Source organism: Pseudomonas sp. NPDC089547 (assembly GCF_050280665.1).
Lineage (GTDB): Bacteria > Pseudomonadota > Gammaproteobacteria > Pseudomonadales > Pseudomonadaceae > Aquipseudomonas.
In genome coordinates, this window is the sequence record NZ_JBNNVS010000001.1 from 174,652 (window position 1) to 196,451 (window position 21,800).

At 62.7% G+C, this 21,800-nt stretch carries 23 protein-coding genes; 15 read left to right on the forward strand and 8 right to left on the reverse strand.

Translation table 11 applies throughout. From position 1 onward, the window contains the following. Positions 1-9: 9 nt before the first annotated feature. Positions 10-984 carry a KpsF/GutQ family sugar-phosphate isomerase gene (locus ACQKPZ_RS00725; protein WP_427534970.1) on the reverse strand — a complete coding sequence of 325 codons (975 nt, stop codon included), beginning with the start codon at positions 982-984 and terminating at the stop codon, positions 10-12. Between the two features lie 248 nt (positions 985-1,232). Between ACQKPZ_RS00725 and ACQKPZ_RS00730 the strand changes: the two genes are divergently transcribed. From ACQKPZ_RS00730 to hisC, 10 genes are all read left to right on the forward strand, one after another. Further along, a complete protein-coding gene (locus ACQKPZ_RS00730; protein WP_012270662.1) occupies positions 1,233-2,042 on the forward strand; it encodes an ATP-binding cassette domain-containing protein in 810 nt (269 codons plus the stop codon). After that, on the forward strand, positions 2,042-2,839 hold the full coding sequence (gene mlaE, locus ACQKPZ_RS00735; protein WP_427534971.1) for a lipid asymmetry maintenance ABC transporter permease subunit MlaE: 798 nt from the start codon (positions 2,042-2,044) through the stop codon (positions 2,837-2,839). The genes ACQKPZ_RS00730 and mlaE overlap by 1 nt, the downstream gene beginning before the upstream one ends. Next, positions 2,839-3,324, forward strand: coding sequence for an outer membrane lipid asymmetry maintenance protein MlaD (gene mlaD, locus ACQKPZ_RS00740; protein ID WP_391124623.1), 486 nt, complete (start codon positions 2,839-2,841; stop codon positions 3,322-3,324). The genes mlaE and mlaD overlap by 1 nt, the downstream gene beginning before the upstream one ends. Before the next feature lie 9 nt (positions 3,325-3,333). Then, positions 3,334-3,981: an MlaC/ttg2D family ABC transporter substrate-binding protein gene (locus ACQKPZ_RS00745; protein WP_427534972.1), complete on the forward strand. Its 648-nt coding sequence runs from the start codon at positions 3,334-3,336 to the stop codon at positions 3,979-3,981. After that, on the forward strand, positions 3,978-4,280 hold the full coding sequence (locus ACQKPZ_RS00750) for an STAS domain-containing protein (RefSeq protein WP_427534973.1): 303 nt from the start codon (positions 3,978-3,980) through the stop codon (positions 4,278-4,280). Before ACQKPZ_RS00745 ends, ACQKPZ_RS00750 begins: the two co-directional genes overlap by 4 nt. Positions 4,281-4,397: 117 nt before the next feature. Next, complete coding sequence (locus ACQKPZ_RS00755) at positions 4,398-4,637, forward strand: BolA family protein (protein ID WP_003255121.1); 240 nt, start codon at positions 4,398-4,400, stop codon at positions 4,635-4,637. 23 nt (positions 4,638-4,660) lie between these two features. Next, on the forward strand, positions 4,661-5,926 hold the full coding sequence (murA, locus tag ACQKPZ_RS00760; protein ID WP_391124633.1) for a UDP-N-acetylglucosamine 1-carboxyvinyltransferase: 1,266 nt from the start codon (positions 4,661-4,663) through the stop codon (positions 5,924-5,926). A gap of 93 nt (positions 5,927-6,019) precedes the next feature. Continuing rightward, complete coding sequence (gene hisG / locus ACQKPZ_RS00765; protein ID WP_284354926.1) at positions 6,020-6,655, forward strand: ATP phosphoribosyltransferase; 636 nt, start codon at positions 6,020-6,022, stop codon at positions 6,653-6,655. Between the two features lie 125 nt (positions 6,656-6,780). Next, complete coding sequence (gene hisD / locus ACQKPZ_RS00770; protein WP_391124637.1) at positions 6,781-8,106, forward strand: histidinol dehydrogenase; 1,326 nt, start codon at positions 6,781-6,783, stop codon at positions 8,104-8,106. Positions 8,107-8,108: 2 nt separating this feature from the next. After that, positions 8,109-9,155 (forward strand): histidinol-phosphate transaminase, encoded by a 1,047-nt coding sequence (gene hisC / locus ACQKPZ_RS00775; RefSeq protein WP_427534974.1) that lies wholly within the window; start codon positions 8,109-8,111, stop codon positions 9,153-9,155. Between the two features lie 39 nt (positions 9,156-9,194). Here the strand turns inward: hisC and ACQKPZ_RS00780 are convergent, their stop codons facing one another. Next, positions 9,195-10,379, reverse strand: a complete 1,185-nt coding sequence (locus tag ACQKPZ_RS00780; RefSeq protein WP_427534975.1) for an alkaline phosphatase family protein — start codon at positions 10,377-10,379, stop codon at positions 9,195-9,197. Between the two features lie 139 nt (positions 10,380-10,518). On the opposite strand from ACQKPZ_RS00780, the gene ACQKPZ_RS00785 reads away from it, so the two are divergent. The 4 genes from ACQKPZ_RS00785 (at position 10,519) to ACQKPZ_RS00800 (ending at position 13,400) form a co-directional block, all read left to right on the forward strand. Next, positions 10,519-11,169, forward strand: coding sequence for a FadR/GntR family transcriptional regulator (locus tag ACQKPZ_RS00785; protein ID WP_391124646.1), 651 nt, complete (start codon positions 10,519-10,521; stop codon positions 11,167-11,169). Between the two features lie 13 nt (positions 11,170-11,182). After that, a complete protein-coding gene (locus ACQKPZ_RS00790; protein WP_427534976.1) occupies positions 11,183-12,463 on the forward strand; it encodes a CynX/NimT family MFS transporter in 1,281 nt (426 codons plus the stop codon). Positions 12,464-12,640: 177 nt separating this feature from the next. After that, a complete protein-coding gene (locus ACQKPZ_RS00795; RefSeq protein WP_427534977.1) occupies positions 12,641-13,117 on the forward strand; it encodes a nuclear transport factor 2 family protein in 477 nt (158 codons plus the stop codon). Beyond that, positions 13,110-13,400 (forward strand): GIY-YIG nuclease family protein, encoded by a 291-nt coding sequence (locus ACQKPZ_RS00800; protein WP_403200116.1) that lies wholly within the window; start codon positions 13,110-13,112, stop codon positions 13,398-13,400. Before ACQKPZ_RS00795 ends, ACQKPZ_RS00800 begins: the two co-directional genes overlap by 8 nt. Positions 13,401-13,516: 116 nt before the next feature. Here the strand turns inward: ACQKPZ_RS00800 and yejK are convergent, their stop codons facing one another. Further along, the gene (gene yejK, locus ACQKPZ_RS00805) at positions 13,517-14,524 is read right to left on the reverse strand and encodes a nucleoid-associated protein YejK (protein ID WP_427534978.1); all 1,008 of its coding nucleotides are present in this window, start codon (positions 14,522-14,524) and stop codon (positions 13,517-13,519) included. A gap of 370 nt (positions 14,525-14,894) precedes the next feature. On the opposite strand from yejK, the gene ACQKPZ_RS00810 reads away from it, so the two are divergent. Beyond that, positions 14,895-15,176, forward strand: a complete 282-nt coding sequence (locus tag ACQKPZ_RS00810; protein WP_003255106.1) for an HU family DNA-binding protein — start codon at positions 14,895-14,897, stop codon at positions 15,174-15,176. Between the two features lie 50 nt (positions 15,177-15,226). Here ACQKPZ_RS00810 and rlmF read toward each other — a convergent pair whose 3' ends face one another. From rlmF to ACQKPZ_RS00835, 5 genes are all read right to left on the reverse strand, one after another. Beyond that, positions 15,227-16,177 carry a 23S rRNA (adenine(1618)-N(6))-methyltransferase RlmF gene (rlmF, locus tag ACQKPZ_RS00815; protein WP_427534979.1) on the reverse strand — a complete coding sequence of 317 codons (951 nt, stop codon included), beginning with the start codon at positions 16,175-16,177 and terminating at the stop codon, positions 15,227-15,229. A gap of 164 nt (positions 16,178-16,341) precedes the next feature. Further along, complete coding sequence (locus ACQKPZ_RS00820; RefSeq protein ID WP_391124665.1) at positions 16,342-19,188, reverse strand: valine--tRNA ligase; 2,847 nt, start codon at positions 19,186-19,188, stop codon at positions 16,342-16,344. A gap of 192 nt (positions 19,189-19,380) precedes the next feature. Beyond that, positions 19,381-19,746 carry a DNA polymerase III subunit chi gene (locus ACQKPZ_RS00825; RefSeq protein ID WP_391124668.1) on the reverse strand — a complete coding sequence of 122 codons (366 nt, stop codon included), beginning with the start codon at positions 19,744-19,746 and terminating at the stop codon, positions 19,381-19,383. Between the two features lie 5 nt (positions 19,747-19,751). Then, positions 19,752-20,180, reverse strand: coding sequence for a DNA polymerase III subunit chi (locus ACQKPZ_RS00830; protein WP_427534981.1), 429 nt, complete (start codon positions 20,178-20,180; stop codon positions 19,752-19,754). A 50-nt stretch (positions 20,181-20,230) separates the two neighbouring features. After that, positions 20,231-21,724, reverse strand: a complete 1,494-nt coding sequence (locus tag ACQKPZ_RS00835; protein ID WP_427534982.1) for a leucyl aminopeptidase — start codon at positions 21,722-21,724, stop codon at positions 20,231-20,233. Positions 21,725-21,800: the final 76 nt, after the last annotated feature.

The following is a 21,800-nucleotide window of genomic DNA, read 5'->3' on the forward strand; positions in this document are numbered from 1 at the left end:
CATCGCTCCTTACATTACACCGGCGCGCAGCAGGTCGTGCATGTTCAGGGCGCCGGTAGGGCGGTCCTCGCGGTCCACCACCACCAGGGCGCCGATCTTGTGGTCTTCCATGATCTTCAGGGCCTCGGCGGCAAGCATTTCGGCGCGAGCCGTCTTGCCATGCACGGTCATGACCTGGTCGATCAGGGTGGTGTGCACGTCGATGTTGCGGTCCAGGCTGCGGCGCAGGTCGCCGTCGGTGAAGATCCCGGCCAGCTTGCCGTCGGCTTCGACGATCACGGTCATGCCCAAACCTTTTCGGGACATTTCCAGTAGTGCGTCTTTCAGCAGGGTGCCGCGGGGCACCTGGGGCAGTTCGTCGCCGCTGTGCATCACGTTTTCGACCTTCAGCAGCAGGCGTCGGCCCAGTGCGCCGCCCGGGTGCGAGAAGGCAAAGTCCTCGGCGGTGAAGCCGCGGGCCTCGAGCAGGGCGATGGCCAGGCAGTCACCTAGCACCAGCGATGCCGTGGTAGAGGAGGTGGGCGCCAGGTTCAGCGGGCAGGCCTCTTGCTCGACACGGGCGTCGAGGTTGACCTCGGCGGCCTGGGCCAGGGGCGAGTCCGGGTTGCCGGTCAGGCTGATCAGCTTGATACCCAGGCGCTTGATCAGTGGCAGCAGGGTGACGATCTCGGCAGTGCTGCCGGAATTCGACAGGGCAAGGATGACATCATCGCGGGTGATCATGCCCATGTCGCCATGGCTGGCTTCGGCCGGGTGCACGAAAAAGGCAGGTGTGCCGGTGCTGGCCAGGGTGGCGGCGATCTTGTTGCCGATGTGCCCGGATTTGCCCATGCCGACCACGACAACCCGGCCCTTGCAGGCCTGGATCAGTTCGCAGGCCTTGACGAAATTGTCGTCGATGCGGGCCAGCAGGGCCTCTACGGCCTCAAGTTCCAGGCGCAGGGTGCGTTGGGCGGATTGGATCAGCTCGCTGGATTGGCTCATGTCGAAAAAGCAATGCCTGATGAAAAGGCCGCGATTATACGCGCAATGACGAAAACCCTCACCCTTTCGATTGCTGTGGCGAAAGTCAGCAAAGCCTGTCCCGGGGCTGAACGACTGCTCGCATGGCCTTGGGGCGGTGCCGTCAGCGGTGCTATAGTTCGCCGCTATTCGGCCTGCCAGGGGTGCGTGTGCCTTCCTGACGGAGGCCGGCGTCCACTAGGACGAGGCTGCACTAGCAAGGAGTCTAGATGAGTGTGGATAGCGCCTACGCGGTCGAGTTGAAGGGGGTTACCTTCAAACGCGGTTCGCGCAGCATTTTCAGCAACGTCGACATTCGCATCCCGCGCGGCAAGGTCACCGGCATCATGGGGCCATCGGGTTGCGGCAAGACCACGTTGCTCCGCCTGATGGGCGCACAACTGCGCCCCTCGAGCGGTGAAGTATGGGTTGCCGGGCAGAACCTGCCGACGCTGTCGCGCAGTGATCTGTTCGACGCCCGCAAGCAGATGGGTGTGCTGTTCCAGAGCGGCGCGCTGTTCACCGACCTTGATGTGTTCGAGAACGTCGCGTTCCCGCTGCGCGTACATACCCAGCTGTCGGACGAAATGATCCGTGACATCGTGTTGATGAAGCTGCAGGCCGTGGGCTTGCGCGGAGCCATCGACCTGATGCCCGACGAGCTGTCTGGCGGTATGAAACGTCGTGTGGCGCTGGCCCGGGCCATTGCCCTGGATCCGCAGATCCTCATGTACGACGAACCGTTCGTCGGCCAGGACCCGATTGCCATGGGTGTACTGGTGCGCCTGATCCGGTTGCTCAACGATGCCCTGGGCATCACCAGCATCGTCGTCTCCCACGACCTGGCCGAAACCGCCAGCATTGCCGACTACATCTACGTGGTGGGGGATGGCCAGGTGCTGGGCCAGGGCACGCCCGATGAGCTGATGGGCTCGGACAACCCACGGATTCGCCAGTTCATGAAGGGTGACCCGGATGGCCCGGTTCCCTTCCACTTTCCCGCGCCTGATTACCGCGCCGACCTGCTGGGGGCGCGTTGATGCGCAAAAGATCCTTACTCGAACGTGTCCGCCTGCTGGGTCGCTCGGCGATCGACGTGCTGGCGGTACTGGGGCGTTCCTGCCTGTTCCTGTTCCATGCACTGATCGGCCGTGGCGGCATTGGTGGCGGTTTCCAGCTGCTGACCAAGCAGCTGTATTCGGTAGGCGTGCTGTCGCTGGCGATCATCGTCGTGTCCGGGGTGTTCATCGGCATGGTGCTGGCGCTGCAGGGCTACAGCATCCTGACCAAGTACGGTTCGGAGCAGGCGGTGGGGCAGATGGTCGCCCTTACCCTGCTGCGTGAACTTGGCCCGGTGGTGACAGCGTTGCTGTTCGCCGGCCGTGCAGGTTCGGCGCTGACCGCCGAAATCGGCAACATGAAGTCTACCGAGCAGCTGTCGAGCCTGGAAATGATCGGCGTCGACCCGCTCAAGTACATCGTCGCGCCACGCCTGTGGGCCGGTTTCATCTCGCTGCCGCTGCTGGCGCTGATCTTCAGCGTGGTCGGTATCTGGGGTGGCTCGTGGGTGGCCGTGGACTGGCTGGGTGTGTACGAGGGCTCGTTCTGGGCCAACATGCAGAACAGTGTTTCCTTTACCGACGACGTGCTCAACGGGCTGGTCAAGAGCCTGGTGTTCGCCTTCGTCACGACCTGGATTGCCGTATTCCAGGGGTACGACTGCGAGCCCACCTCAGAAGGGATCAGCCGTGCCACCACCAAGACCGTGGTCTATGCCTCGTTGGCAGTGCTGGGTCTGGACTTTATTCTGACCGCCTTGATGTTTGGAGATTTCTGATGCAAAACCGCACCCTGGAAATCGGTGTCGGCCTGTTCCTCCTGGCCGGGATCCTGGCGCTGCTGCTGCTGGCCCTGCGTGTCAGCGGGCTGTCGGCCAGCCCGAGCAGCGATACCTATAAAGTTTATGCCTACTTCGACAATATTGCCGGTTTGACGGTCAGAGCTAAAGTGACCATGGCCGGTGTGACCATCGGCAAGGTTACCGCCATCGATCTGGACCGTGATTCCTATACCGGTCGGGTGACCCTGCAACTGGACAAGTCGGTGGACAACCTGCCGACCGACTCCACTGCCTCGATCCTGACCGCCGGTCTGCTTGGCGAGAAGTACATCGGCATCAGCGTGGGCGGTGAAGACGAAGTGCTCAAGGACGGCGCGACCATCCACGACACCCAGTCGGCACTGGTGCTGGAAGATCTGATTGGCAAGTTCCTGCTCAACACTGTTGGCAAGGAACCGAAAGAAGCGCAACCGGCTAATTAAGGAGTTTCCATGATTTCCATTCTGCGACGCGGCCTGCTGGTTCTGCTGGCAGCCTTCCCTTTGCTGACCATTGCTGCGCAGACGCCGCACGATGTGGTACAGAGCACCACCACCGAGCTGCTCGGTGAGCTCAAGGCCAACAAAGAGCAGTACAAGGCCAACCCGCAAGCGTTCTACGACACCCTTGACCGGATCCTTGCCCCGGTGGTCGATGCCGACGGTATTTCCAGGAGCATCATGACCGTCAAGTACTCGCGCAAGGCCACGCCCGAGCAGATGCAGCGCTTCCAGGAAAACTTCAAGCGCAGCCTGTTCCAGTTCTACGGCAACGCCCTGCTGGAGTACAACAACCAGGGTATCGTCGTAGACCCGGCCAAGGCCGATGACGGCAAGCGCGCTTCCGTAGGCATGAAGGTCACCGGCAACAATGGCGCCGTTTACCCGGTCCAGTACACCCTGGAAAACCTGGGCGGCGAGTGGAAGGTGCGTAACGTCATCGTCAACGGCATCAACATTGGCAAGCTGTTCCGTGACCAGTTCGCCGATGCCATGCAGCGCAATGGCAACGACCTGGACAAGACCATCGACGGCTGGGCCGGTGAAGTGGCCAAGGCCAAGCAGGCTGCCGACAACTCCCCGGAGAAGACCGTCAAATGAGTGAGGCCGCTGTAAGCATGGCCGAGCCGGGCGTATTGCGCCTGGCTGGCGTGCTGGATTACCGCAGCGGGCCGAACCTGCGCAAGCAGGGCAAAGCGCTGATCGCGGCCTGCCGCGAGGCGCAGCTGGTGCTCGATTGCTCGGCGGTGCAACATTCCACCAGTGTCGGCCTGTCGCTGCTGCTGGCATTCATGCGCGATGCCCAGGCCGCCGGTAAAGGCTGCCAGGTGCGTAGCATGCCCGACGACATGCGGGAAATTGCCGGGGTCTATGACCTTGACGAAGTGCTGGCAACCTAATGGCCAGGCACGGATGATGGCCCCTCGGTCAGCGAAGCCCTCGTTGGGCTTCGCAGGCGAGGGGCTTTTTTGTATGATGGCCGACCCGTGCGCATCGGGCGCCGATTGAGGTTGAGCATGCAGGCCGTAGAAGTTAAAAGCTTCCTTGAAGAAAAATTGCCCGGTTCCCGGGTCGAAGTTGAAGGCGAAGGCTGCAACTTCCAGTTGAACGTGATCAGCGACGAGTTGGCTGGCCTGAGCCCGGTCAAACGCCAGCAGGCGATCTATGCTCACCTGAATCCCTGGATCGCCAATGGCAGCATCCATGCGGTAACCATGAAATTTTTCAGCAGCGCAGCCTGGGCTGAGCGCACCTGAGCCAACTTGGCGGCGAGACTCCAATGGACAAACTGATTATTACTGGCGGCGCTCGCCTTGACGGCGAGATCCGCATTTCGGGCGCGAAAAACGCAGCCCTGCCGATTCTGGCGGCGACCCTGCTGGCTGACGGCCCGGTCACCGTGGGCAACCTGCCGCACCTGCACGACATCACTACCATGATCGAGCTGTTCGGGCGCATGGGCATCGAGCCTGTGATCGACGAAAAGCTGGCGGTGGAAATCGACCCACGTACCATCAAGACCCTGGTCGCGCCCTACGAGCTGGTCAAGACCATGCGCGCCTCGATCCTGGTGCTGGGGCCGATGGTCGCCCGTTTCGGTGAGGCCGAAGTGGCCCTGCCTGGCGGTTGCGCCATTGGTTCGCGCCCGGTCGACCTGCACATCCGTGGCCTTGAGGCCATGGGTGCGAAGATCGAAGTGGAAGGCGGCTACATCAAGGCCAAGGCGCCTGAAGGTGGCCTGCGCGGTGCGCACTTCTTCTTCGACACCGTCAGCGTGACCGGTACCGAGAACATCATGATGGCCGCTGCCCTGGCCAAAGGCCGCAGCGTGCTGCAGAACGCCGCGCGCGAGCCGGAAGTGGTCGACCTGGCCAACTTCATCAACGCCATGGGCGGCAAGGTTGAAGGCGCTGGCACCGACACCATCACCATCGATGGCGTCGAGCGCCTGCACTCGGCCACCTACCGCGTGATGCCGGACCGTATCGAGACCGGTACCTACCTGGTCGCTGCTGCCGTGACCGGTGGCCGCGTCAAGGTCAAGGACACCGACCCGACCATCCTTGAAGCCGTACTGGAAAAACTCAAGGAATCCGGCGCCGACATCAACACCGGTGAAGACTGGATCGAGCTGGACATGCACGGCAAGCGGCCGAAAGCCGTCAACCTGCGTACCGCCCCGTACCCGGCGTTCCCGACCGACATGCAGGCGCAGTTCATCTCGCTGAACGCCATTGCCGAAGGCACCGGCGCGGTGATCGAGACCATCTTCGAAAACCGCTTCATGCACGTTTACGAAATGCACCGCATGGGCGCGCAGATCCAGGTTGAAGGCAACACGGCCATCGTCACTGGCGTCAAGGCCCTGAAAGGTGCCCCGGTCATGGCCACCGACCTGCGTGCGTCCGCCAGCCTGGTGCTGTCGGCGCTGGTTGCCGAAGGCGATACCCTGATCGATCGCATCTACCACATCGACCGTGGTTACGAGTGCATCGAAGAAAAACTGCAGATGCTCGGCGCAAAAATCCGCCGCGTACCGGGCTAGTCGCCCGCTGGCACACGGATGTGCCATTCGAATTGAATGCGGTCGGGCGCTAGAGGCCCGGCCGGCAGTAGCCGCTTAAGGACCGACGTTCCAATGTTGACCATCGCGCTTTCCAAAGGCCGTATTCTCGACGATACCCTGCCATTGCTGGCCGAGGCCGGCATCGTGCCGACCGAGAACCCGGACAAGAGCCGCAAACTGATCATCCCTACCACGCAGGAAGATGTGCGCCTGCTGATCGTGCGTGCCACCGATGTGCCGACCTATGTCGAGCATGGTGCCGCCGACCTGGGTGTGGCCGGCAAGGACGTGCTGATGGAGTACGGCGGCCAGGGCCTGTACGAGCCCCTGGACCTGCAGATCGCCCAGTGCAAGCTGATGACCGCTGGCGCAGTCGGCGCACCTGAGCCCAAGGGCCGCTTGCGCGTTGCCACCAAGTTCGTCAACGTAGCCAAGCGTTACTACGCCGAACAGGGCCGTCAGGTCGACATCATCAAGCTGTACGGCTCGATGGAGCTGGCACCGCTGATCAACCTCGCCGACAAGATCATCGACGTGGTCGACACCGGCAACACCCTGCGTGCCAACGGCCTGGAGCCCCAGGAACTGATCGCCACGATCAGCTCGCGCCTGGTGGTCAACAAGGCCTCCATGAAAATGCAGCACGCCCGTATCCAGAGCCTGATCGACACGCTGCGTCAAGCGGTCGAATCTCGACACCGCGGTTGATTCCTGTGCGCGACCTTCGCTGTCGCGCCCGTCTATCCGCGTCATAGCCACTTTTCTCGGGTGCCCGCGCAGATGGACTGGTAGCCTAGGGCGCCTGAGCATTCGCTAATAATCGAGGCCCCGCCATGACCGTGTCCACTGCAATTGCCCGTCTCAACGCTGCTGATCCGGATTTCGCCCGACATCTGGATCATCTGCTGAGCTGGGAAAGTGTGTCCGATGACGCGGTCAACCAGCGCGTGCTCGACATCATCAAGGGCGTACGTGAGCGCGGCGATGCGGCGCTGGTCGAGTTCACCCAGCGTTTCGACGGCGTTGCCGCCAACAGCATCGATGACCTGATTCTTGGTCGCGAGCGCCTGGAGCTGGCCCTGACCCGCATTACCCCGGCCCAGCGCGAAGCCCTGGAAAAAGCCGCCAACCGTGTGCGCATGTACCACGAGCGGCAGAAGCAGGACTCCTGGCAGTACACCGAGGCCGACGGCACCGTGCTTGGCCAGAAAGTCACCCCGCTTGACCGTGCCGGCCTGTATGTGCCGGGCGGCAAGGCGTCTTACCCGTCTTCGGTGTTGATGAACGCCATCCCCGCCAAGGTTGCCGGCGTGGCCGAAGTGGTCATGGTGGTACCGACCCCGCGTGGTGAGGTCAACGAGCTGGTGCTGGCTGCCGCCTGCATTGCCGGTGTAGACCGCGTGTTCACCGTTGGCGGGGCCCAGGCCGTTGCTGCACTGGCCTACGGCACTGAAAGCGTACCGCAGGTGGACAAGATTGTCGGCCCCGGCAACATCTACGTTGCCACCGCCAAGCGCCACGTGTTCGGCCAAGTGGGCATCGACATGATTGCCGGCCCGTCGGAAATCCTTGTGGTATGCGACGGCCAGACCGACCCGGACTGGATCGCCATGGACCTGTTCTCCCAGGCCGAGCACGACGAAGACGCCCAGGCCATCCTGGTCAGCCCGGATGCCGCATTCCTTGACCGTGTTGCCGCCAGCATCGACAAGCTGCTGCCGACCATGGAGCGCGCCGAGATCATCGAGAAGTCGATCAACGGCCGTGGTGCGCTGATTCAGGTGCGTGACATGCAACAGGCCATGGACGTGGCCAACCGCATCGCACCGGAGCACCTGGAGTTGTCGGTGGCCGACCCGCAAGCCTGGCTGCCGCACATCCGCCACGCCGGGGCGATCTTCATGGGCCGCCACACCAGTGAAGCGCTGGGCGATTACTGCGCAGGCCCCAACCACGTGTTGCCGACCTCCGGTACCGCACGTTTCTCGTCGCCGCTGGGGGTGTATGACTTCCAGAAGCGTTCGTCGATCATTTTCTGCTCCGAGCAAGGTGCCTCCGAGTTGGGCCACACCGCATCGGTCCTGGCCCGTGGCGAGTCGCTGACTGCCCACGCCCGTAGCGCTGAATACCGTATCCTGACCCAAGAGAAGGGGAACTGAGCATGAGTCGATTCTGGAGCCCTTTCGTCAAGGACCTGGTGCCTTACGTGCCGGGCGAGCAGCCCAAGCTGGCCCGCCTGGTCAAGCTCAACACCAACGAAAACCCTTATGGCCCGTCGCCCAAGGCGCTTGAGGCCATGCGCGGTGAGCTGAACGACAACCTGCGCCTGTACCCGGACCCGAACGGCGACCGGCTGAAGCAAGCCGTTGCCGACTACTACGGTGTGACGGCGGCGCAAGTGTTTGTAGGCAATGGCTCGGACGAAGTGCTGGCGCACATCTTCCACGGCCTGTTCCAGCACGGTGCTCCGCTGCTGTTCCCGGATGTCAGCTACAGCTTCTACCCGGTGTACTGCGGCCTGTACGGTATCCCCTTCGAACAAGTGGCGCTGGACGAGCAGTTCCAGATCCGCATCGAGGACTACAACAAGCCCAATGCCGGTATCATCTTCCCCAACCCCAACGCGCCAACGGGCTGCCTGATGCCGCTGCAGGTGGTGGAGCAGTTGCTGCAGGCCAACCGTGACTCGGTGGTGGTGGTCGATGAGGCCTACATCGACTTCGGTGGCGAAACAGCCATCAGCCTGGTGGACCGTTACGACAATTTGCTGGTTACCCAGACCCTGTCGAAGTCGCGCTCCCTGGCTGGCTTGCGGGTTGGCCTGGCGGTAGGGCACCCGGACCTGATCGAGGCACTGGAGCGGATCAAGAACAGCTTCAACTCCTACCCGCTGGATCGTGCGGCGATCGTCGGGGCGGCGGTTGCATTCGAAGACCGCGAATACTTCGAGCAAACCTGCCGCAAGGTGATCGACAGCCGCGAGGTGTTGGTCGGGCAGCTGGAGGCCAAGGGCTTTGAGGTACTGCCGTCGGCGGCCAACTTCATCTTCGCCCGCCACCCGCAGCAGGATGCCGCAGAGCTGGCGGCCCACCTGCGCGAGCAGGGGGTAATCGTGCGCCACTTCAAGCAGGCGCGTATCGCTCAGTTCCTGCGTATCACCATCGGCACACCAGAGATGAACCAGGCGCTGCTGGATGCGTTGAACTGAAGCATTGCCGGGCGCGCTTGTTGTAGGCGCGCGCCCGGCTCAATAACTGCTCTCTTCAATGACAAATGCCTTGGCCGCCGGCCGGTTACGCACCGCTGCCGGCGTACCATCAAGCACCAGCACATAGTCATTTTGCTGCCCCATCCCCTCTGGGTCAGTCCATTTGTCGTCTCTGGCCGGAACCTGGGCAACCACGTGCCCGTTCTTGATAATCGTCAGGTAGCCGTTGGCATTGCTGTTCCAGCGCAGCCGCCCTTTGTTCTCATCGGCCCGCGCCTTGCGCACGCCGGTATCGCCCAGCAAAGGCGTGCCGTCCAACAGCCATTCCGGTTGTAGCTTGAGGCCCATGTGGCGTAGCACCGTGGGCGCTACCGATGTCTGTGCGGGTAGCCCGTACAGGTTGCTGGGCCCTGGCATTTCCGCAGGAATGCTCAGGTCGGTCAGCTCCTGGTTCAGCGGCTTGTTACTGGCGATGAAGATGCTCTTTTCCTGCTCTGAAGCGCTGCCATGGCCTTTGCCCCAATAGTCTCGGCCGTGGTCCGTGCTGACGATTACCAGCCAGTCTTCCTTCGGGAACAGGCGACGTCGCTGATCCACCTTGTCCAGCAACCGCCCGATCTGGCTGTCGGCCTTGCGCAATGCTTGCTGATAGCTGTCGCTGTAACCCTTGTCATGGCCAACCTGGTCTGGCTCGTCCAGTTGAATGAAGGTGAAGTCAGCGGGCGTGTTTTCCAGAACATTCAGCGCTCGTTCGCTCACCTGTTCATCCGATAAACCACTTTCGCGCACATCGGCGCCATGCGCGTCCACCAGCAGCAAGGCGGTGTTGATGGGGGACCAGTTGACGATGCTGGAGAGGTAGGCATTGGGGAAGGCCAGGCGTAGCCGCTTGAACAGGCTCGGAAATGCCGGGTTCACCCGTTGCGAGTCGGCGTCCGAGTCAACGCCATGCTTGTTGCTCCACACGCCGGTCAGCAAGGTGGCCCAGCCGGGGCCGCTCAAGGTGGGTTGCTCGCTGGCTTTACCGTTGACCCCTCCAGCGTAGGCTTTGCCGTAGTACAGCCGCTGTTTCAGGTTGGTGGCGTCGCCCAACTGCAGGTATTGCTCCAGTTGCACACCGTCGAGCCCGATGAACAGGGCTTTGGGCCGGCTCGGGCTCTGGGCCGGGTCGCAACCCGGCAGCATCGCCAGAAATAGCAGTAACAGCAGGCTCGCTAGTCGCATGTAGGGACGTCCTTGAAAGTACGCCACGAGCGTTGCAATAAAGGGTTTTCTCCACAACTGGCAGAAATACCAGTTGGTTTGCGGCGTTGCCCGGCATCCAGTAAGCTGTGCAAATTCATCGGATGATTGGTTGAGTAGCATGAGTACCGAGTTGACCAAGCGTTCCCTGGTCGAACTGGCGGTGGAGCGTATGCGCGAGCGCATCGTGCTGGGCGACTGGCAAGTCGGCCAGCGTCTACCGACCGAACCAGAGCTGGCCCTTCAGCTGGGCATCAGCCGCAACACCGTGCGCGAGGCCATGCGTGTGCTGGCGTTCAGTGGCCTGGTGGAAATTCGCCAGGGCGACGGCAGCTACCTGCGCACGGCTCAGGACCCATTGCAGGCTGTACAGGCAATGTCCCGCTGCACCCCCGAGCAGGCCCGGGAAACCCGGCACATCCTCGAAGCCGAGGCCATCGGCCTGGCCGCGTTGCGCCGGACGGAGACCGACCTGCAAGCGCTGCGTGATGCCTTGGCCGGCAGTGCCGGGCACTTTCACGGCGATGTCGATGCCTATGTTGCCTGTGACCTGGTCTTTCACCAGCGGTTGGTCGATGCCGCGCACAACCCGGCATTAAGCGAGCTGTACCGGTACTTTTCCGGCGTGGTGGCTGCCGCCCTGCAGCACAACATGGCAACCGTGCCCCGTTGCCAGGCCACGTTCGATCTGCATGGGCAGATCCTCGACGCCATCGAGCAACGTGATGCGGAGCGGGCCAAGCGCCTGAGCCGTACCCTCATCGAATCCTGACCCCGAGAAGGCCATGGCTGAATCCATCACCCGTAACACTCCCCCGAACGGGCGGGACATCGATGAACTGCTGATCGACGCTGAAGCTGACGACGAACAGGTTCAGCAACAGCCTGTGATGATGCGGCGGCCCTGGCTGTTGCTGCTTGGCCTGGTGCTGGTTGCATTGAACCTGCGCCCGGCGCTGTCGAGCATGGCGCCGGTGCTGGGGCAGGTGTCCGAGGGCCTGGGGCTGAGTGCCTCGCAGGCCGGCTTGCTAACCACCTTGCCGGTGCTCTGCCTTGGCCTGTTTGCCCCCTTGGCGCCGGTGCTGGCGCGGCGCTTTGGCAGCGAGCGGGTAATCCTAGGCATCCTTGTCACTCTGGCGCTTGGCATCGTGGTACGAAGCACCCTCGGGGCGGTCGGGGTGTTCCTCGGCAGCCTGATGGCGGGGGCCAGCATCGGCATCATTGGCGTGTTGTTGCCAGGTATCGTCAAGCGCGATTTTCCGCAACACGCAGGTACGTTGACTGGCGTGTACACCATGGCGTTGTGCCTGGGCGCGGCCATGGCGGCGGGGGCCACTGTTCCTTTGGCTCGGCATTTCGAAGGCAGCTGGGCGGTGGGCCTGGGCTTCTGGGTGCTGCCGGCCCTGCTGGCCATGCTGGTGTGGTTGCCGCAGGCCCGGCAGGGGCATGGCCTGCACAAGGTGGCCTATCGCGTGCGTGGCCTGTGGCGTGACCCGCTGGCCTGGCAGGTGACCCTGTACATGGGCCTGCAATCATCGCTGGCTTACATCGTGTTCGGTTGGTTGCCATCGATCCTGATCGGCCGCGGCCTGAGCCCGACCGAGGCGGGCCTGGTGTTGTCGGGGTCGGTGATCGTGCAACTGGTCAGCTCGCTCAGTGCGCCCTGGCTGGCCACCCGCGGCAAGGACCAGCGGTTCGCGATAGTGCTGGTCATGCTGATTACCCTGGCTGGCCTGTTCGGCTGCCTGTATGCACCGGTGTCGGGGTTGTGGGGCTGGGCGGTGGTGCTGGGCCTGGGGCAGGGCGGCACCTTTGCCCTGGCGCTGACCTTGATCGTGCTGCGCTCGAAGGATGCCCATGTGGCGGCAAACCTGTCGAGCATGGCTCAGGGCGTGGGCTACACCTTGGCGTCGATGGGGCCGTTTGCGGTAGGGCTGGTACATGACATGACCGGTGGCTGGGCTGCGCTGGGGTGGATTTTTGCCGTGCTGGGGGTGGGTGCCATCGTGTTCGGGCTAGGTGCCGGGCGCGCGTTGCATGTGCAGGTGACCAGCGAAAAAGTCTGAGGCATATGTTGGCAGTACCGGCCTCTTCGCGGGCAAGCCCGCTCCCACAGGATTTGTGCCAGCTCTGGACCTGCCGCCTTCCTGTGGGAGCGGGCGTGCCCGCGAAGAGGTCGGTACTGGCATATACATTCGGGGCAGATTATCGTGCTGCTTTCGACCCCAGGACGGACCAGCCCCATGAGCGACGCCAACCGCGATCTGATCACGCGCTTTTACCAGGCCTTCCAGCGCCTGGACGCCGAGGCGATGATCGCCTGCTACAGCGACGATATCGTTTTTAGTGACCCGGTTTTTGGCACCCTGCGCGGCAGGGATGCAGGCGACATGTGGCGCATGCTTACTTCTCGCGCCAAAAACTTTACCCTGACCTTCGACAGCATCCGCGCCGACGAGCGTGGCGGCGGCGCGCACTGGGTGGCGACCTACCTGTTCAGCCAGACCGGCCGTGTTGTGGTCAACGACATTCAGGCCCGCTTCGTTATTCGCGACGGGCTGATCTGCCAGCACGACGACAGCTTCGACCTGTGGCGCTGGTCGCGGCAGGCGTTGGGTGTGCCAGGCGTATTGCTCGGCTGGTCGCCGCTGGTGCAGAACAAGGTACGGCTGCAGGCATTCAAGGGCTTGCGCGCATTCCAGCAGGCCCAAGGTGAGTGAAGCTGTCGAATCTGTCGTTGGCAAACCCTGGTATGTCTACCTGGTAAGGGCTGCCAATGGCTCGCTGTATTGCGGCATCAGCGATGATCCGCAGCGGCGCTTTGCGGCCCACCAGAAGGGGCAGGGTGCGCGCTATTTCAAGACCAGCCCGGCCCAGGCGCTGGTTTATGTAGAACAATGGCCAGACAAAGGCGAGGCGTTGCGCCAGGAGCGCTTGGTGAAACGGCTGCGCAAGTCGGCGAAAGAAGCGTTGGTGGCGTCTTACCTCATCGGCTCGGCTTGAGATTGCCGGGGCCGCTTTGCGGCCCATCGCGACACAAGGCCGCTCCTACAGGAGATCGCGATACCTGTAGGAGCGGCCTTGTGTCGCGAAAGGGGCGCAAAGCGCCCCCCTGGCCATCAGTCCTTGCGCCGCTTCAGTTGATCCACCAGCGTTGTCGGCAGCCCCTTGATAATCAGGGTGCCCGCCACCTCGTCATACTCCACCTTGTCGCCCAGCAAGTGCGCCTCGAAACTGATCGACAGCCCTTCGGCACGCCCGGTGAAGCGGCGGAACTGGTTGAGGGTGCGCTTGTCTGCGGGAATTTCCGGCGACAGGCCGTAGTCCTTGTTGCGAATGTGGTCGTAGAACGCCTTGGGCCGGTCCTCGTCGATCAGGCTGGACAGCTCTTCCAGGGTCACAGGCTCACCCATCTTGGTCTGGCTGGTGGCGTAGTCGACCAGGGTCTGGGTCTTTTCGCGGGCGGACTCTTCCGGCAGGTCTTCGCTCTCGACGAAGTCACTGAAGGCCTTGAGCAGGGTGCGGGTTTCGCCTGGGCCGTCGACACCTTCCTGGCAGCCGATGAAGTCACGGAAATAGTCCGAAACCTTCTTGCCGTTCTTGCCCTTGATGAAGGAGATGTACTGTTTGGAGTTCTGGTTGTTCTTCCATTCCGACAGGTTGATTCGGGCTGCCAGGTGCAACTGGCCAAGATCGAGGTGGCGCGAAGGCGTCACATCGAGCTCGGCGTTCACCGCCACACCTTCGCTGTGGTGCAGCAGGGCAATCACCAGGTATTCGGTCATGCCTTGCTGGTAGTGGGCAAACAGGGTGTGGCCGCCGGTGGACAGGTTGGACTCTTCCATCAGCTTTTGCAGGTGTTCCACTGCCATGCGGCTGAAGGCGGTAAAGTCCTTTTCCTCGTCCAGGTACTGCTTCAACCAGCCACTCAGCGGGTAGGCGCCAGACTCACCGTGGAAAAACCCCCAGGCCTTGCCTTGCTTGGCGTTGTAACTGTCATTCAGGTCTGCCAGCAGGTCTTCGATGGCGTCGGAAGCGGCCAGCTCCGCGTCGCGGGCGTGCAATACAGCGGGGCTGCCATCGGGCTTTTTGTCGATCAGGTGAACGATGCAATGACGGATTGGCATGGGATTCTCGGCGAGCTGCAAAAGGCGTCAAGTTTACCCTAGACACAAGGTGATGCAGTGGCCGTATGTTGGCGGATATGTCGGTTGTTCGTTTTTTGTTCAGTTTTGTGCGTTTTAGGCTAAAACCCCCGAAAAACCTGCATTAAATCGAAGTGCGCAGCGGATATTTATGCATTCCTGTGGTAGCTTTGCGCGGTCTTGTGCCCCTCGTGTGGCGCATTGCTGGCAGCGTGCTGTCGTCGTGTCGAACCAAACGCCGATTTACGTATCTACATACGCGATTGGCGCGGCCCTCCACTTTCAGGGGCTGGCCCGATAACGTCGTAGTTCGCTGCATAACCATCGAATTTGATAGGGAAGGAACATCACCATGGCATTGACCAAAGACCAACTGATTGCCGACATCGCCGAATCGATCGCCGCGCCAAAAGCCACCGCCAAGAACGCTCTGGAGCAACTGGGCCAGATCGTTGCCGACCAGCTGGAAAACGGCGCTGAAATCACCCTGCCAGGCATCGGCAAGCTGAAAGTCTCCGAGCGTCCTGCCCGTACCGGCCGCAACCCTTCGACTGGCGCTGCCATCGAAATCGCTGCCAAGAAAGTCGTCAAATTCGTGCCAGCCAAAGTGCTGACCGACGCCATCAACAAGTAATTGTTGAAGCGTTGAAAAAACCGCGCCCGGCTTGCCCGGGCGCGGTTTTTTCATGCCTGTGATTTACGCTGGGCGTGCCAGGCCTGGCGTGTGGCGTCGTCGTGGAAGCTCCAGGCGACCATGCGGCTCTGCTTCTGCCCTTGGCCCATTTCGACAATGCGCACGGCCTTGGCACCGGCCTTCTTCAGCGCCGCTTCGATCCCCGGCAGGTTGCTGGCCTTGGACACAAGGCTGGTAAACCACAACACCTGTCCGGCGTATTGCACGCTTTCGCCTACCAGTTGGGTGACAAAGCGGATTTCGCCGCCCTCGCACCACAATTCATTGTTCTGGCCACCAAAGTTCAGCACCGGCAACTTGCGCTTGGGGTCCTGCTTGCCAAGATTCTTCCATTTGCGCTGGCTGCCACGGGTGGCTTCGTCCCGTGAGGCATGGAAGGGCGGGTTGCACAGGGTCAGGTCGAAGCGTTCGTTCTCCTGCAGCAGCCCGCTGAGGATGTGCGCACGGTTGGCCTGCTGGCGCAGGCTGATGGCCTTGCCCAGGTTGTTGGCCTGGACGATGGCCTTGGCCGAGGCCAGGGCTAGCGGGTCGATATCCGAGCCCAGGAAGCGCCAGCGGTAGTCGCTGTGACCCAGCAACGGGTAGATGCAGTTGGCGCCCACGCCGATGTCCAGCGCCCGTACCTGGGCGCCTTTGGTCACTTCGCCGCCATTGTCTGTTGCCAGCAGGTCGGCGGCTACGTGGATGTAGTCGGCGCGCCCGGGAATGGGCGGGCACAGGTAGTCGGCGGGGATGTCCCAGTGCTGGATGCCGTATTGGGCCTTGAGCAGGGCACGGTTAAACACCCGCACGGCTTCGGGGTTGGCGAAGTCGATGCTGGGTTTGCCGTGGGGGTTGGTGATGGTGAAGCGGGCCAGGTCAGGGTGGGCCTTGATCAGGCTGGGGAAGTCGTAGCGGCCCTGGTGGCGGTTGCGTGGGTGCAGGGTGGGTTTTTCGGTCATGGTCGGATCCGGTGTTGCAGGCCGTGGGGGCTGCTTTGCAGCCCTATCGCGACACAAGGCCGCTCCTACAGGATAGCGGCGCCCGTCAAACCGGCGCCGTTCCTGTAGGAGCGGCCTTGTGTCGCGAAAGGGCCGCACAGCGGCCCCAGCGGTCTATCAGTTTGTTACAGCGCTGCAATCCGCGCATGCTGCTCGGTGAAGTTGGCCAGGGCTTGCTCGGACTCGGCCAGCTTGGCGCGCTCCTTCTCGATCACCGCAGGCGGTGCCTTGTCGACAAAGGCGGCGTTGGACAGCTTGCCACCCACGCGTGCCACTTCGCCTTGCAGGCGCTGGATTTCCTTGTTCAGGCGCGCCAGCTCGGCATCCTTGTCGATCAGCCCGGCCATTGGCACCAGCACTTGCAGGTCACCGACCAGTGCAGTGGCCGACAGCGGGGCTTCGTCGGCGTCGCTCAGCACGGTGAACGATTCGACCTTGGCCAGCTTCTTCAGCAGTGCTTCGTTTTCCTGCAGGCGACGCTGGTCTTCGGCGTTGGCGTTCTTCAGGAACAGCGGCAGCGGCTTGCCCGGGCCGATGTTCATTTCGGCACGGATGTTACGCAGGCCAACCATCAGCTCTTTCAGCCACTCGATATCGCCTTCGGCGGCGGCATCGATGCGTGCTTCATTGGCCACAGGCCACGGTTGCAGCATGATGGTCTTGCCTTCGATGCCGGCCAGCGGCGCGATGCGCTGCCAGATTTCTTCGGTAATGAACGGCATGAACGGGTGCGCCAGGCGCAGCGCCACTTCAAGCACGCGTACCAAGGTACGGCGGGTGCCGCGGGCACGCTCGACCGGGGCATTTTCGTCCCACAGTACCGGCTTGGACAGCTCCAGGTACCAGTCGCAGTACTGGTTCCAGATGAACTCGTACAGTGCCTGGCTGGCCAGGTCGAAACGGAACTGCTCCAGCTGGCGGGTCACTTCGGCTTCGGTGCGTTGCAGCTGCGAGATGATCCAGCGGTCAGCCAGCGACAGTTCGTAGGCTTCGCCGTTCTGGCCGCAGTCCTCGCCCTTGTCCAGCACGTAGCGGGCTGCGTTCCAGATCTTGTTGCAGAAGTTGCGGTAGCCTTCGACGCGGCCCATGTCGAACTTGATGTCGCGGCCAGTGGAGGCCAGCGAGCAGAAAGTGAAGCGCAGGGCGTCGGTGCCGTAGCTGGCGATCCCTTCCGGGAACTCAGCCTTGGTCTGCTTGGCGATCTTCTCGGCAAGCTTGGGCTGCATCATGCCGCTGGTGCGTTTTTCCAGCAGGGCATCGAGGGTGATGCCGTCGACGATGTCCAGCGGGTCCAGTACGTTGCCCTTGGACTTGGACATCTTCTGGCCCTGGCCGTCACGTACCAGGCCGTGCACGTACACGGTCTTGAACGGTACCTGCGGGGTGCCGTCTTCGTTCTTGATCAGGTGCATGGTCAGCATGATCATGCGCGCAACCCAGAAGAAGATGATGTCGAAGCCGGTCACCAGTACATCGGTGGAGTGGAACTTCTTGAGGAACTCGGTCTGTTCCGGCCAGCCCAGGGTGGAGAAGGTCCACAGGCCCGAGCTGAACCAGGTGTCGAGTACGTCGTCGTCCTGGCGCAGGACCACGTCGGCACCCAGCTTGTGCTTGGCACGTACTTCTGCCTCGTCGCGGCCCACGTAGACCTGGCCGGCCTCGTCGTACCACGCCGGGATGCGGTGGCCCCACCACAGCTGGCGGCTGATGCACCAGTCCTGGATGTCACGCATCCAGGAGAAGTACATGTTCTCGTACTGCTTGGGCACGAACTGGATGCGGCCATCTTCCACGGCGGCGATGGCCGGCTCTGCCAGCGGCTTGGTGGAGACATACCACTGGTCGGTCAGCCACGGCTCGATGACAGTGCCCGAACGGTCGCCTTTCGGCACCTTCAGGGCATGGTCGTCGATGCTTACCAGCAGGCCCTGGGCATCCAGGTCGGCAACGATCTGCTTGCGCGCGACGAAGCGGTCAAGGTTGGCGTACTGGGCTGGCAGGGTGGTATCGACCTGCTCGTTGACGCTGCCGTCGAGGTTGAAGGCCTGGGCGCTGGCCAGCACGAAGGCGTTCTTGTCGAAGATGTTCAGCAGCGGCAGGTTGTGGCGCTTGCCGACTTCGTAGTCGTTGAAGTCGTGGGCCGGGGTGATCTTCACGCAGCCGGTACCGAACGCGGGGTCGCAGTAGTCGTCGGCGATGATCGGAATGCGGCGGCCGACCAGCGGCAGTTCGACGAACTTGCCGATCAGTGCCTGGTAGCGTTCGTCGTTCGGGTTGACCGCAACGGCGGCGTCACCCAGCAGGGTTTCGGGACGGGTGGTGGCAACCACCAGATAGTCCAGGCCTTCGGCGGTCTTGGCGCCATCGGCAAGCGGGTAGCGCAGGTTCCACAGGTGGCCCTTCTCGTCGTGGTTTTCCACTTCGAGGTCGGAGATGGCCGTGTGCAGTTTGGTGTCCCAGTTGACCAGGCGCTTGCCGCGGTAGATCAGGCCGTCTTCATGCAGGCGCACGAAGGCTTCCTTGACCGCGTCGGACAGGCCGTCGTCCATGGTGAAGCGCTCGCGGCTCCAGTCGACCGACGAGCCCAGGCGGCGGATCTGGCGGCTGATGTTGCCACCGGACTGGTCCTTCCATTCCCAGACCTTGTCCAGGAACTTTTCGCGGCCCAGGTCGTGGCGGTTCTGGCCCTTGGCTTCAAGCTGGCGCTCGACCAGCATCTGCGTGGCGATACCGGCGTGGTCGGTGCCTGGCTGCCACAGGGTGTCGCGGCCTTGCATGCGGCGGAAACGGATCAGGGCGTCCATGATCGCGTTGTTGAACCCGTGGCCCATGTGCAGGCTGCCGGTCACGTTCGGCGGCGGGATCATGATGGTGTAGGACTCGCCTGCACCTTGTGGGGCGAAATAGTTCTCGGACTCCCAGGTGTTGTACCAGGAAGTTTCGATGGCGTGCGGCTGGTAGGTCTTATCCATGCGCGGCGGGACCCTGTGCATTTATTCGGGAAAGCCGGGAAGTATAACCAAGCTGGGGGCCGCAGGCGACAAGCTGCTGACAACTGTCGGAACTGTGTCGCCTGGTTCGCGGGCACGCCCGCTCCCACAAGTCCATCGCAGGTCCTGTGGGAGCGGGCATGCCCGCGAAGCAGGCAACACCGATGCCAGGTTTTACTCGGAACGCTTGATCAACCGTTCGATCCGCGCATCCAGCCGGCGCTTGATCTCGTTCTCGATATGCGGGGTGAAGTCGTTGATCACGTCCTGCATGATCATCTGTGCCGCTGCGCGCAACTCGCTTTCCAGGTGCAGCAGGGTGTCCTGGCGGCGGGCTTGTGGGTCATCCACGGGCTCGGCAGCCACCGGCTCGACAGCCCGTGCAGGGTTGCCGGCAGGCTCCTCCAGCAACAACGGGATCTGCTCCACCGTTTCGGTGAGCAGCGGCGGTTGCAGGTCGGCGTCGCCAAGCAGCTGGCGAATTGACTCGAGATCATCGAGCAGATGGGCGGAGTCGGGCAGGGGAGAGGGCTTGTCCATCGTCGTCAAAGTCGCTGTAAGCGGTGGTCTTGCAGAGCATAGCCCTGATCACGGTAGAAACGGAATCGCTCTCGGGCCGATTGGCGGATGCCAGGCTCCTCGACCACGATTTCGGCCACCCGCTCGAACTGCCCGACGAAGCCCGGTACACCAGCCCCGAGGTTGATCAGCAGGTCACGGTGTTCGCCCGCGTTGTCGGCCAGGCCCAGGGCCACGCCGGCATCGGCGTGCAACTCGGCCAGGTCGTGGGGCACGAAGGCCTCGCCCTTGAAGTGCCACAACCGTTGGTCCAGCGCGTTGCGCTGCTCGCTGTCCTGGCAATGCAGGTAGACCCGATGCCCAAGGCGCCAGGCCTTTTCGCACAGCTTGCAGGCGAAATCGAGCCGCGCCGACAGCGAGTCGGTGGGCAAGATGTAGAAGTCGACTTTGCTCATGGTGGGAATCGCCGGCCGGTGGCGCGCAAGGCACCACCGGTCTCACGGCGTCAGGCGCCAGCGCGGTCCAGCAGGTACTGGGTCAGCAGGGGCACCGGGCGGCCCGTGGCGCCCTTGTCCTTGCCGCCGCTGACCCAGGCGGTACCGGCGATGTCCATGTGCGCCCAGTTGTAAGCCTTGGCAAAGCGCGACAGGAAGCAGCCTGCGGTGATGGTGCCGGCTTTCGGCCCGCCGATGTTACCCATGTCGGCGAACGGGCTGTCCAGCTGCTCCTGGTATTCGTCGAACAGCGGCAGCTGCCAGGCACGGTCGTCGGCGCGCTTGCCGGCATCGAGCAACTGGCCGACCAGGTCGTCGTTGTTGCCCATCAGGCCAGAGGTGTGGCTGCCCAGTGCGACGATGCAGGCGCCGGTCAGGGTGGCGATGTCGATCACCGCCTGTGGTTTGAAGCGTTCGGCGTAGGTCAGGGTGTCGCACAGCACCAGGCGGCCTTCGGCGTCGGTGTTGAGGATTTCCACGGTCTGGCCGCTCATGGTGGTGACGATGTCACCTGGGCGGGTAGCGCCGCCGCTCGGCATGTTCTCGGCGCAGGCCAGCAGGCACACCAGGTTGATTGGCAGTTGCAGCTCGAGTACGGCACGCAGGGTGCCGAGCACACTGGCGGCGCCGCACATGTCGTATTTCATTTCGTCCATGCCGGCGCCTGGCTTGAGGCTGATGCCGCCGGTGTCGAAGGTGATGCCCTTGCCCACCAGCACAAACGGCTTGTCGGCCTTCTTGCCGCCCTGGTAGTTGAGCACGATCAGGCGCGGTGGCTGGTCGCTGCCCTGGCCCACGGCGTAGAAAGCGCCCATGCCCAGGTCCTTGATTTTCTTCTCATCCAGCACTTCAACCTTCAGCGCCTTGTGCGCCTTGCCCAGGTCCTTGGCCTGCTCGGCGAGGAAGCTCGGGTGGCACAGGTTAGGCGGCAGGTTGCCCAGGTCGCGGGTAAAGGCCATGCCGGTGGCGATGGCGGTAGCGTGCTTGACGGCGCGCTCGACGTCGGCCTGGCCGGCCTTGTCGGCCAGCAGGGTGACCTTTTTCAGGGCGCGTGGCTCGGCTTTCTGGCTTTTGAAACGGTCGAACACGTACTCGCCGTCCTGCAGGGTTTCGGCCAGCAGGCGGTATTTGCCGTAGTGCGCGTCGCGGTTGCTGACCGCGATATCGTCCAGGGCCAGCACGGCGTCTGCGCCGTTCAGGCCCTTGAGCACGCCAGCGACACTGGCAACCAGTTTGCGCCAGGCGCGGTCGCCCAGGGCCTCTTCCTTGCCGCTGCCTACCAGCAGCACGCGCTCGGCCTTCAGGCCAGGCAGGTTTTGCAGCAGCAGGGTCTGGCCCGGCTTGCCGGCCAGGTCACCACGCTTGAGCACGGCGCTGATGGCACCTTCGCAGGTTTGGTCGACAGCCTTGGCAACGGCGCCGAGCTTGCGGTTTTCACCTACCGGAATGACCAGGGTGGCAGTTTTTACCGATGCAGCAGCTACGCTTTTTACAACCAGTTCCATGTCAGGATCCCCGAATGTTCGATACCAATGACGCTGTGTGTGCCAGCGCTCTGGACGGGCCTGGCCGCGTAGTCGC